This is a genomic window from Chrysiogenia bacterium (assembly GCA_020434085.1).
Classification (GTDB): domain Bacteria; phylum JAGRBM01; class JAGRBM01; order JAGRBM01; family JAGRBM01; genus JAGRBM01.
In genome coordinates this window covers 1-10,423 of record JAGRBM010000546.1, presented here as the reverse complement: position 1 = coordinate 10,423, position 10,423 = coordinate 1, and the positions used below count along the sequence as shown (strand labels likewise).

The 10,423-nt window shown below is 63.5% G+C and carries 12 protein-coding genes; 6 read left to right on the top strand and 6 right to left on the bottom strand.

Annotated elements, in window-relative coordinates:
• On the top strand, positions 1–840 hold an 840-nt coding region (locus KDH09_18125), incomplete at its 5' end, for a HAMP domain-containing histidine kinase (protein ID MCB0221622.1).
• Between the two features lie 256 nt (positions 841–1,096).
• On the opposite strand, the gene KDH09_18120 is transcribed toward KDH09_18125, so the two are convergent.
• The 4 genes from KDH09_18120 to KDH09_18105 form a co-directional block, all read right to left on the bottom strand.
• Entirely contained in the window at positions 1,097–2,095 is a 999-nt protein-coding gene (locus KDH09_18120; protein ID MCB0221621.1) for a transcriptional regulator, read from the bottom strand.
• Positions 2,096–2,399: 304 nt separating this feature from the next.
• Positions 2,400–2,885, bottom strand: a complete 486-nt coding sequence (locus KDH09_18115) for a 2-C-methyl-D-erythritol 2,4-cyclodiphosphate synthase (GenBank protein ID MCB0221620.1) — start codon at positions 2,883–2,885, stop codon at positions 2,400–2,402.
• Entirely contained in the window at positions 2,882–3,598 is a 717-nt protein-coding gene (ispD, locus tag KDH09_18110; protein MCB0221619.1) for a 2-C-methyl-D-erythritol 4-phosphate cytidylyltransferase, read from the bottom strand. Before ispD ends, KDH09_18115 begins: the two co-directional genes overlap by 4 nt.
• 93 nt (positions 3,599–3,691) lie before the next feature.
• On the bottom strand, positions 3,692–4,384 hold the full coding sequence (locus KDH09_18105; protein ID MCB0221618.1) for a hypothetical protein: 693 nt from the start codon (positions 4,382–4,384) through the stop codon (positions 3,692–3,694).
• Positions 4,385–4,702: 318 nt separating this feature from the next.
• Here KDH09_18105 and KDH09_18100 point away from each other — a divergent pair, with 318 nt between their 5' ends.
• The gene (locus KDH09_18100; protein MCB0221617.1) at positions 4,703–6,088 is read left to right on the top strand and encodes a hypothetical protein; all 1,386 of its coding nucleotides are present in this window, start codon (positions 4,703–4,705) and stop codon (positions 6,086–6,088) included.
• A 337-nt stretch (positions 6,089–6,425) separates the two neighbouring features.
• Here KDH09_18100 and KDH09_18095 read toward each other — a convergent pair whose 3' ends face one another.
• Entirely contained in the window at positions 6,426–6,785 is a 360-nt protein-coding gene (locus KDH09_18095; protein ID MCB0221616.1) for a response regulator, read from the bottom strand.
• A 462-nt stretch (positions 6,786–7,247) separates the two neighbouring features.
• On the opposite strand from KDH09_18095, the gene KDH09_18090 reads away from it, so the two are divergent.
• The 3 genes from KDH09_18090 to KDH09_18080 all read left to right on the top strand — a co-directional run bounded on the left by KDH09_18090 (position 7,248) and on the right by KDH09_18080 (position 9,243).
• Positions 7,248–8,246, top strand: a complete 999-nt coding sequence (locus tag KDH09_18090) for a hypothetical protein (protein MCB0221615.1) — start codon at positions 7,248–7,250, stop codon at positions 8,244–8,246.
• Between the two features lie 65 nt (positions 8,247–8,311).
• Complete coding sequence (locus KDH09_18085; protein MCB0221614.1) at positions 8,312–8,776, top strand: DUF2384 domain-containing protein; 465 nt, start codon at positions 8,312–8,314, stop codon at positions 8,774–8,776.
• Between the two features lie 41 nt (positions 8,777–8,817).
• Entirely contained in the window at positions 8,818–9,243 is a 426-nt protein-coding gene (locus tag KDH09_18080) for an RES family NAD+ phosphorylase (GenBank protein MCB0221613.1), read from the top strand.
• 70 nt (positions 9,244–9,313) lie between these two features.
• On the opposite strand, the gene KDH09_18075 is transcribed toward KDH09_18080, so the two are convergent.
• Complete coding sequence (locus KDH09_18075; protein ID MCB0221612.1) at positions 9,314–9,505, bottom strand: hypothetical protein; 192 nt, start codon at positions 9,503–9,505, stop codon at positions 9,314–9,316.
• Between the two features lie 358 nt (positions 9,506–9,863).
• On the opposite strand from KDH09_18075, the gene KDH09_18070 reads away from it, so the two are divergent.
• Positions 9,864–10,423 (top strand): bifunctional precorrin-2 dehydrogenase/sirohydrochlorin ferrochelatase (locus tag KDH09_18070; protein ID MCB0221611.1); only part of this gene is annotated, 560 nt, incomplete at its 3' end.

Here is a 10,423-nt window from a genome sequence, read left to right as displayed (position 1 = left end):
GAGCGCTGCACCCACGTCCTCGGCATCTATGGCCACCACGGCGATCATCCCATCGACGAAGAGCGCGTGGCGGCAACGACGCACCTGTTGGCCGACGCGATCAACGGCAGCTCGGCCAAGGAACTGCGCCAGCGCCAGGAATCCGAGGTCGAGTTCCTCGCGGGCTTGGGCCATGAGCTCAAGACCCCGCTCAACGCGATCATCGGTTTCGCCTCGCTGCTCGAGCGCCAGATTCGCGACGAGGAACTTCTCGAAGAAGTCGAGATGATCACCATGAGCTCGCAGAAGCTGCTGGCGCTCATCGACGACCTCATCGATTCCTACAAGATCCAGGCGGGCAAGCTGGTGCTCCACCGCGAGCACTACAACCTCAACGAAATCCTCGCCAACTCCGTGGAGACCATCCGCGTCATCGCCGACGAGCGCAATATCCACGTGCGTACCTTCCTGGACACGAACATCCCGGACTTCGACTTCGACGTGAAACGCCTGCAGCAGGTGATGGTCAATCTTCTGGGAAATGCGGTGAAGTTCGTCCCCAGCGGCGGCGAGATCATCGTGCGCTCCAACGCCGAGTCCGACATGGCCCGCGTCCAGGTGGCCGACACCGGCGAGGGCATCCCGCCCGAGGTCGTGCCCTACATCTTCGAACGCTACAAGCAGGCCGAGGGCAGCGAATCACGCGACGTGCGCAGCGCGGGCCTCGGCCTCGCACTCTGCCGCGACTTCGTCGAAATGCACGGCGGCCAGATCACCGTCACCAGCGAGCGCAAGAAGGGCTCGTGCTTCGAGTTCACCCTGCCCTTCCACTACGAAGAGCCGGTCGACGCGGCTTCCTGAATCAGTTTCTCCAACAGCCTGTCATCCTGAGATAAAGAAGGGCGAGGCATCATCCTTCGCCAAGGCTACGGATGACGGGTGCCTCGCCCCTACACGCATCTATCGTTTGCAACCCGTTCGCCCTGAGTGCATTGCGAAGCAATGTGTATCGAAGGGCGCTCGACAGCCTCATAAATCGAGGCCCGTTTGCCCTTCGATACGCCGCTATGCGGCTACTCAGGACGAACGGGGGTGATCGCCCCAATTTTCCGATGTTTTAAGCGTACCGCTTCGCTGCTTCCTGGAGCTCCGCGGCGATCTGCTGGCGCAGCTCGGCGGGTTCGATCACTTCGGCCTTGCTGCCGTAGGAGAGCACGAAGCCGTTGAGTTCGGCGCCCAGCGCGGTGAGCTTCATCTCCAGGGTGAGCGAGCCGTCCTTGTGGCGGGTGATTTTCTGCCCGGGGTGGAAGGTGCGCTCCGCAATGAGGTGGGCGATGTCGGCGGCGAAGCGGATGCGCACGCGCACTTCCTCGTCACCGGCCACGATGCCGAAGGCGCCCTCGACCTGTTTCTCGGGCGCGTATTTTTTCGGATACTCGAAGGTCTCCTTCGTCGGCTCGAAGGAGACGATGCGGTCGATGGCAAAGGTGAGCACCTTGTCGGCGCCGGCCTCGCGCGCGAGCAGATAGAGCCCCTGTTTGTGGGTGAGCAGGGTGAGCGGTTCAATGAGCCGCGTCGTGGGGCTCTTCTTTCGCGGCGAGCGGTAACGCATCTTGCAGCGGAGCTGGCGGATGAGCCCGTCCATCACGTCCCAGAGCAGGTCGAGGTGCTCGTCGTAGCTCTTGGGCGCGTCGGGCACGGTGTAGAATTTTTTTGCGAAGAGCGCGAGCTGGTCGCGGTGCTTGGGCGAGAGGGTTTTCTCCAGCTTGCCGAAGACGCGGTCCATGTCCTCGGCCAGCGGAGTTCCATCCAGGTAGCCGATCTGGGTGCGCGTGACGTACAGGGCGATGAGCTCGGAGGTCGAGAGCGTGACGGGCGCGACCTCGGTAAAGCGGTCGTGGAAACGCCAGAGCTTTCGGCCGCCGGTCTCCACCGAATAGAGCGGGTAGCCCGACTCGGCCAGCGCGTCGAAGTCGCGGTAGACGGTTCGCCGCGTGATGTCGTAGATCTCGACGAGTTCCTCGATGGTCACGCCCGCCCGGCGCGCCATGAAGGTCCGCACCATGTCCTGCAAGCGCGCGGCCTGGGAGTAACTCTTGGGACTCCGCCGTTCCATGCACCACCTCCCGATTTCACAATGCCCTGCCGCGCCCCCACCTGAAGACACGCCACCCGTCCTCCTGAATACCGGGTGAGTGTGTCATATCGTGTCACATAGGGAAAAGCGCTACCGACACTTGGCTCCCCCGTGGCGGGGGAGGTGGCCGAAGGCCGGAGGGGGTTGTTTCGCGCCTACATGCGACAACCCCACCCTGCCCTCCCCGCCACGGGGAGGGAATCGGATTCCGTGGACGTGGACGTGGACGTGGACGTGGACGAAAAAAATGCCGCCCCACACATGGGCGAGGCAAGCCTCGCCCCTACGGCTTATACAGCAGCACGCTCGCGAAGGCGGCGATGCCTTCCTTGCGGCCCAGGGTGCCGATCTCTTCGTGGGTGGTTGCCTTGACCGAGACCTCGCCGGTGGCAACGCCGCACATGGCGGCGATGCTCTCGCGGATTTTATCAATGTGCGGACGGAGTTTGGGTGCTTCGGCGATCACCGTGGCGTCGATGTTGCCGAGCTGGTAGCCGGAATCGCGCGCGAGTTTCATGGCATGGCGCATGAAAGTTTCCGAGGGCGCGCCCTTCCACTGCGGGTCCGAGGGCGGGAAGTGGGCGCCGATGTCACCCTCGCCGATGGCGCCGAGCACTGCGTCGGTGATGGCGTGCAACAGTACATCGGCATCGGAATGGCCGTCGGGCCCGATGTCGGATGGAATCTCCACCCCACCGAGGATGCACTTGCGTCCTTCTTTGAGACGATGGACGTCGTAGCCGCTGCCGACGCGAAAGGGTGCGCTCATTTTTCCTCTCCCTGCCCTGCCAGGTGCGCGGCGAAGACTTCCGCCACAGCCAGGTCTTCGGGCGTGGTGATCTTGATGTTCTCGTAAATGCCCATGGTCATCACGACCTTGCCGCCAAAGCGCTCGACAAGGCCCGCGTCGTCGGTGCCGCGCGCATCTGGGGTTTCGGCGAGCGCGCGCTCGTGCGCGGCACGGATGATCTCGTAGCGAAAGACCTGCGGCGTCTGGGTTTGCCAGCAATGCTCGCGCGGCGGCGTGCGCTGCACCACGCGCGCCTCGTCGACAATTTTGATGGTGTCCTTGGCCGGCACGCCCACGCTCGCGGCGCCGTGCTCTTTGGCGGCGCCGATGACCTCGGCGAGCAGCGCTTTGGTCAGGAATGGCCGCACGCCGTCGTGAACCAGGATGAGGTCGCCCTCGGCCGCGTCCTCGACGCCCTGGATGCCGTTCCACACCGAGGCCTGCCGGTCGGCGCCGCCGACGACCACCTGCGCGCTCAGATCCCCGGCAAGCGGCAGGATCGCTTCAGCGACCTGGGCGATCTCGTCCTCGGGCACGGCGAGCGTGAGCGAGTCGATCAGGCCGCTCCCGCAGAGCGCGCGCACCGCGTAGGCCAGCACCGGCTCTCCCGCGATCAGGCGGAACTGCTTCTTCTGGCCCGGCCCCATGCGGGTGCCGCTGCCTGCGGCGGGAATGACGGCGTGGACTCTCATTGCGGGCCGAGGGTAGTCAGCGCCCGCGGCGAAGTGAAAAGAAAAACCCCGCCGAACTCGGCGGGGTTTTCGTGGTTGCGATCGGAGCGCAAGTTACGCGCTGGCGCTGCGGGCCTTGGCAGGCTTCTTGGCGGTGCTCTTCTTGGCAGCGGCCGGCTTGGCCTTGCTCTTCGAAGTCGTTGCCGTCTTGGCAGCGGTCTTGGCCGGGCTCTTCTTCTTGGCGGCGACCGGAGCAGCAGGCGCCGCGGCCGGGGCGCTCTTGCCCTTCTTGCGGCGGGTGCCGGTTTCGGCGGCGAGCTCGGCGGTCTTCACAAGAATCTTGTCGAGCTGCTTGGCCACGTTCTCCTCGGTCACGTCCTTGGCAAGCGCCAGTTCCTTGACCAGCAGCGTGCGCGCGGTGTCGAACATCTTGCGCTCACCGAAGGAGAGATCCTTGTCGTTCTTGAGAATGAACAGGTCGCGGAGCACCTGGGCGATCTCGAAGGCGGAGCCCGTCTTGATCTTCTCCATGTACTCGCGATAGCGGCGGTTCCAGGTCGCGGCGTCCACGCTGATCTCGTTCTGCTTGAGGATCTTGTAGACCTTGGTCACCTGGCTGCCCGGGATGATCCGGCGCAGACCGACCGCTTCGACATTGGCCGTGGGAATCATGATGGTCATGTCGTTCTCGAGAATCCGAAGAATGTAGAACTGGTAGGTGCTACCTGCGATTTCCTTCTTCTCGATGTTCTCGATGACGCCAACCCCGTGGGCTGGATAAACGGCCTTGTCTCCAACTTTGAACATATAAAATACCCTCTCTGGCACAAAATAAGCGCCATCCGTGGGAACACCCTACTGTTGCATCCCCACGGTTTTTGCTACACTCATAACTGGTTCAGAAAAGCCGCCTGCCGCCCGGTTTCACCGGTATTTGCCAAGAAAATGCGGCCAAAAGGCTCGCCACGCCTTTTGTTAACATAGCACAAAATCCGCTTTTTTACAACCTGATACCCGAAATCGCCAGAATTCTGACGGTTTGAGGGCCGAATCCTTCCCTTTTGCACAAATCGGAGGTATTCGCCCCTTGCAGCAAGTACCCAGAGCGTTTGCAGGTCGAAACCGATGGCAAAGGCCGCCCAGGGACGCGCCGACGTCCTGCTCACAGAGTATTCGATGGCCCACCTGGCCGCCGCAGCAGCCCTCACAAAGGCCGGGCGGCGCGTGGTGGTCCTCTCGGGTGAATCGGTCAGCGAGGCCCCCGACGGCGTCCTGCCTCCGCTGGGACTGCTGCCGCCGGGCGGGCCGGGCACCCTGCTCGAACGCCTGCTCGACGCCGGCGAGATCGCCCCGCGGGTACGCACCGCCTTTCGGACCCCGCCCATCCTCTTCCAGGTCATCTGGCCGGGATTCCGGGTGGACGTCTGCAGCAATCCCCAGGACTACCGCCGCGCGCTCAATCGCGAATTCGGTCCCGAGCAGGCCGAGCGCATCACCCGCTTCGAGCAGGCCCTTGAGGCCGATGCCCTCTCGCTGCGTCGCGCGGTGCTCGGCTGGAATCCGTTTCCGCCGGCAGGATTCTTTGCGCGCTTTCGCAGGAAGAGCGGGCCGCCCCATCTTTCGGGAAGCGCGAAGCGAAACCTGCACAAGGGCCTGGGCGAGGCGCTGGGCGCGGCGGGCCTTGGCGAGGACGCGCAGCGCTTCATCAAGTTCTATCTGAGTGCCATGGGTGTGTTCGGAAACGAGAGCGCCCCCTTTGCGCCGGCGAGCCTGTGGCTGGCCGACTCCGAGCGCGAGCACGCCCTGCTGCCGCCGGAGGACGTCGCCGATGTGCGCGAGCTCATTCAGCGCGCCCTTCACAAGCGCGGCGCGCAGCTCCTCAACACCTCGCTGCAGGAAGTGAGCAAGGGGCCCGAGGGCCTTTGGCGCGTGCGCACCGCCGACGGGCGCGAGGTGCTCGCGCGTTACGTGATCGAGGGCGAGCGCGCCCTCCAGCAGAATCTTGCGCGCCAGGGCGGCGTGCTGCTGCGCACGCGCACGCTGCGCGCAGTGATCGAGCCCACGGCCATTCCGCCGGGCATGTGCCCGCGCGGCGTGATCGTGAGCGATCCGGCCGGGTCGCTCACCGGCGAGAACCTCATCGCGTATCTCATTGAGCGTCCCGGCGAGGACGAGAAGCAGGCAAAGCTCTACGCCACCGTCTTTAGTCCCGAAGACGGGAGCGACAACGGGCCCTCGCGCGAGGCGGTGATGGGCCGACTCGAAACCGTGCTTCCGTATGTGCAGGATTTTTGCGCGCGCAGCGCGTGGCTGCCCGCTCAGGCCGAGGCCCGCTTTCCCGCGGGGCCCCGGGGGCTGCGCAACCTGGGTCTTGTGGGCGCCCCCCACGGGCTCAAGGGCAAGCGCCACCTGGCCCTCGGGCGCTCCAATGCCCCGCTGCTGGGGGTCTGGGGAGAGCTGAAATCGGCCTTCAGTCTGGCGGATCGAATTCTCGAAAAACTGACCGATTAGCGGCAGTTGGGGGCAATTCCCGCCACCCGGCGGGATGCCGGGCGCGGCAAAACGGCAAGTTTTGGTCGCAAAACGCCCCCAATCCATGTAAGATTGAGGGCGGTCTCCAAATTAGGGAAAAAGCTGGGTCGGACTTGCGAGAAGATCAGTTAGGTGGGTCTCCGAACTTTTCTTTCTCAAGATTTCTCCTCGCAAGCCCTCCCCATCCGCAAATTTCTCCGAGCACCCGGGTTGGCAAACCACTGTGAAATTTGTTCTTCGCCCACAGTGATCTCGGGTCAGGAGGGGTCGTTTTTAAACCCCGGATGCCCGGAAAACCTTTTTTCCTATCCACACATCAGGCCGCCATCGGCAGCCATTTCGCCAGCATTTCCTTGACCTGCGCGCCCTTGAAGGGCTTTGCCAGCAGGCCCGCGTAGCCAAGCGAGCGCAGGGCCTCGGCGCTCATGCGCGCTTTTCCCATGCACACGATCGGCGCGAGCGTCGAGAAATTGCGCGTGCGCAGCTCGGCACTGCGTTCGGGGGTCAGCGACTCTTCCAGGTCATCTGCAAAGATCAGGTCCATCTGGCCCCGCGCCTTCGCACTGACTTCGTCGAAGCTTCCGGCGCAGACCACCTGGACACCGGTTCCGGCAAAAAACTGCGCAAATGCGCCCCGGATGGCCTCGTCCCTGTCTACGATCAGTACGCTCGTCATTGTCTCAGCCCTCACTGTCTGCCCCGGCCTTTTCAGAGCTCACAGCTTCAGGGGTCTATCTTCGCAAGGGTGATGCCGTTGGGGCTCACCCGCTGCACACGGGACCTCCGCGTTGACTGTTGTTTACGGGAGCTCATTTTTCTTCTGTAATTTCAAATAGTTAGAAAAGGCATTGCGGGCCGGACAAAAATTGACAGGTGCCCGCGCGGCGTGTCCCAACTCACCGGGAGGCTCAAACTACGCAATTTTTTCCAGGTTTTGTGCTGGAGCGGGTGCAAGGGGTGCGTGATGGGTCTCACGTAGCCGTTTCGGGCCACAAACCGCGTGAAGGGGGCAGAGGCGCTGGACAGCGCCCGCGCAATCCGTAGAATAACGCGCCCGGCAGCTCCCCCCGCGCCCCGGAATCAGCCGGGTGGCGGGACAGCCCTTGAGTCGACACCAGGAATCAGGAACGCTCATCCCATGACACTGAACCGAAAAGCCGTTGTTCTCTTCTCCGGCGGGCTCGACTCCATGCTCGCCATCCGCATTATGCAGCAGCAGGGCATCGAGCTCGAGGCCTTCAACGTGCGCACACAGTTCGAGTGCTGCAAGATGGAAGCTTCGCGCATGGCCCACGAGTTCAATGTCCCCATCACCGTGGTGGACACGGGGCCCGAGTATCTGAAGCTCATCGAGAATCCAAAGAACGGCTGGGGCAAGGGCATCAACCCCTGCATCGATTGCCGCGCGCACATGTTCCGCCTGGGCGTGAAGTTCATGGAGCAGGTGGGCGCGTCCTTCCTCGTCACGGGCGAGGTCATGGGCCAGCGCCCCAACTCCCAGCTCAAGCACCAGCTCCGCAAGGTGGAGCTCGAAGCCGGGCTGCCCGGCCGCATCCTGCGCCCGCTCTCGGCGAAGTTCCTGCCGCCGACCGAACCGGAAATCGAAGGCATCGTCGATCGCGAAAAGCTCTACGGCATTGCCGGACGCTCGCGCCGCGAGCTCATCGAGCTCGCAGAGAAGTTCAACATCAAGGACGTGCCCCAGCCCTCGACCGGCTGCCGGCTGACCGAACCCGAGTACGCGCACCGCGCAAAGGAGGCCTGGGAGCACAAGGAAGCCAGCGGCGATCGCTGGCACTACGAGCTTTTAAAGCTCGGCCGCCAGCTCCGCCTGCCCGGCGGGCAGAAAATCGTCATCGGTCGCAACGAGAAGGAAAACACCGAGCTCGCCTACCTGGGCTCGCGCCTGAAAGGCGTGGCCTACTACGAGCCGCTCAACTTCGGCGCGCCCTCGGCCGTATCCGTGGCCGGCGACAGCGACGAGGTCCGCGGATTCGTGGGCGGCGCCTTCCTGCGCTACGCCCGCGAGTACCCCGACGCCCCCGAAGTGCAGGTCAAAACCGGCGGCGCCGATTCAACCTTCACCATCCCCGGCGAGCCGCTCACCGACGAAGCCATCAAGGCGCTGATGCTGTAGGGATTCCCGGGATGTTTGCGATAGATCCCATTTGAGAGTAACCTACGTCTCAAATGAGGATTGCCATGCCCACCACATCGACCCAGACTCCAAGCGCCGATATTTCCAGCGATGCGCTCACCCGCGCCGTGAGAGTGTTGCTTGGCCCCAGGGCGGTCGGAGCCCTCAAATGGGTGGAAGAAATCCACTCCGGCGTCCCGCCGAAATCCGTACAACGGCTGGCCCGGCACCTCGAAGTCTCCGAGTCCGTGATTCTTCATGCCGCCGGCGTTGCCGCCAGCACCTACCACCGGAAACTTGCGCAATCGTCGAGACTCTCGGCCGAACAAACCGACCGCCTGTTTAGAGTCGCGGGAGTCTTTGCGCTCGGCGAGTCCGTTCTTGAAAGCAAAGCCGCGGCCCGCGACTGGCTACAGGCTCCCAATCGTGCGCTCGGCGGAAAGGCGCCGCTCGATCTGCTCGATACGAGTTTTGGAACGGAGCTGGTTCGTGAAGAGCTTTACCGACTTGAGTACGGCATCGTCAGCTAAGCGGCGTGCGCATCTATCGAATCAGTAAAAAGAGCCATCGCATGGCGGCGTTCACAGGCATGGGCAGTGCCTTCGCGGGCTCGCGCTGGACCTCTCGGGGCCACCCTGTGGTCTACTGCGCGCAAAGCCTCTCACTCGCAAAACTCGAAACCCTTGTTCACGCAAGTTTCGCGGTGTTGTCCAATATCGAATTTGTCTATTTCGCCGTGGAAATACCCGATTCGCTGCCCATCGAAGACGTCGAAATACCCGGGGAAGGATGGGATGAAGCACCTGCTCCTCCGGAGCTACGTGCCGCCGGCGACAAGTGGCTTGCCACTGCCGCCAGCGCTGTGCTTCGCGTGCCTTCCGCGCTGAGCGAGGAGGAACACAATTTCATCCTCAATCCCGCCCACCCGGACTTCGAACGATTGGAAATCAGCGATCCGTACCCCGCCCGCTTCGACCCCAGGCTCAAAGCCGAATAGGTACAAAAAGAAAGGGCTCCCTTGCAGGAGCCCTCCCAGGAGAGAGACGCGGCGGCCCAATGAGCCGAAATCAGGCCGCGCGCCGAATCTGCCGTTTCATGCGCTCGATCATTGCGCGTTTTACCAGGTGGTAGGTCTCGGGGTCCGAATCGCGGACCTGTTCCCAGCCGGTCTGGGCCTCGCGCAGCACTTTGAGGGAGTGCGCGGTCTCGCGGCCGGTGAGGACTTCGAATGCTGCCCGTTTGATCACTTCAAGAGTCATGGCTTGTCTGACCTCCGATTCTGGTCTGCCGTGATGGAGCCCTATAGAGCACGGCGCGTGCCAGAATCGGGATTTGCGCCTGGAGGCGGGGCATGTTGCGAAATTTCATCAATAATTACAGCAAGATAGAGGCGCGAAAAATTCTTCGCATTCTCCGATTCGGGCCGTTTTCGGTGTCGCCAAAGCGGTTGCTGTCAAGCACCATTGCCGGTGCGATGTCAATCCAGGTTGACACCGGCGGCCCCTCGCCGGAGCCCCGAAAAGGGGGAAACCGGGGCGTTTTGGCGCTGGCTCCGGCGGCGCGAACCCCCTAAGATCAGGCGCGATTGAAGCGAATCCCGCTCATTTCGGAGGCCTCGTGCGGCTCTATCCCATCCAGCTCAACCTGCACCGAAAGCCCGTCCTGGTCGTCGGCGCCGGGAATGTGGGCCTGCGAAAAGCCGAGCGCCTGCTGGAGGCCGGGGCCCGGGTGCTGGTGGTGACCCGCAAGGCCCATCCGGAAGTGCTCGAGCTCGAACGCGGCACCCAGCCCGCCGGGGGCTGGCTCCACGTCGAGGAGCGCAACTTCCGCCCCGACGACCTCAAGGGCTCGTTCCTGGTCTTCGCCTGCACCGACGACCGCGACCTGAACCAGCAGATCCTGGAGCTCGCAAGCGAGCAGGGAATCCTCGCCCAGTCGGCCACCGACCCGCTCGCCAACGACTTTCACGTGCCCAGCGAGATCCGGCGCGGGGAGTTCAGCCTGGCCATCTCGACCGGCGGGGGATCGCCGGCGCTCGCAAAGCGAATCCGCGAGCGGCTCGAGGAAATCTTTCCCGAGGCCTTTGGTGAGTATGTCGAGCTGCTCGCCCGGGTCCGCGCGCGCCAGCTCGAACAGGGCGAGCTCTCGGACGAAAACGCCGCGAAGTTCCGCGCGCT

Coding starts and splice junctions, on each gene's coding strand:
- KDH09_18095 (MCB0221616.1), bottom strand. CDS start 6,785: ATGACGAGCGTACTGATCGTAGACAGGGACGAGGCCATCCGGGGCGCA.
- KDH09_18075 (MCB0221612.1), bottom strand. CDS start 9,505: ATGACTCTTGAAGTGATCAAACGGGCAGCATTCGAAGTCCTCACCGGC.
- KDH09_18115 (MCB0221620.1), bottom strand. CDS start 2,885: ATGAGCGCACCCTTTCGCGTCGGCAGCGGCTACGACGTCCATCGTCTC.
- KDH09_18090 (MCB0221615.1), top strand. CDS start 7,248: ATGACACTGAACCGAAAAGCCGTTGTTCTCTTCTCCGGCGGGCTCGAC.
- ispD (MCB0221619.1), bottom strand. CDS start 3,598: ATGAGAGTCCACGCCGTCATTCCCGCCGCAGGCAGCGGCACCCGCATG.
- KDH09_18105 (MCB0221618.1), bottom strand. CDS start 4,384: ATGTTCAAAGTTGGAGACAAGGCCGTTTATCCAGCCCACGGGGTTGGC.
- KDH09_18085 (MCB0221614.1), top strand. CDS start 8,312: ATGCCCACCACATCGACCCAGACTCCAAGCGCCGATATTTCCAGCGAT.
- KDH09_18100 (MCB0221617.1), top strand. CDS start 4,703: ATGGCAAAGGCCGCCCAGGGACGCGCCGACGTCCTGCTCACAGAGTAT.
- KDH09_18080 (MCB0221613.1), top strand. CDS start 8,818: ATGGCGGCGTTCACAGGCATGGGCAGTGCCTTCGCGGGCTCGCGCTGG.
- KDH09_18120 (MCB0221621.1), bottom strand. CDS start 2,095: ATGGAACGGCGGAGTCCCAAGAGTTACTCCCAGGCCGCGCGCTTGCAG.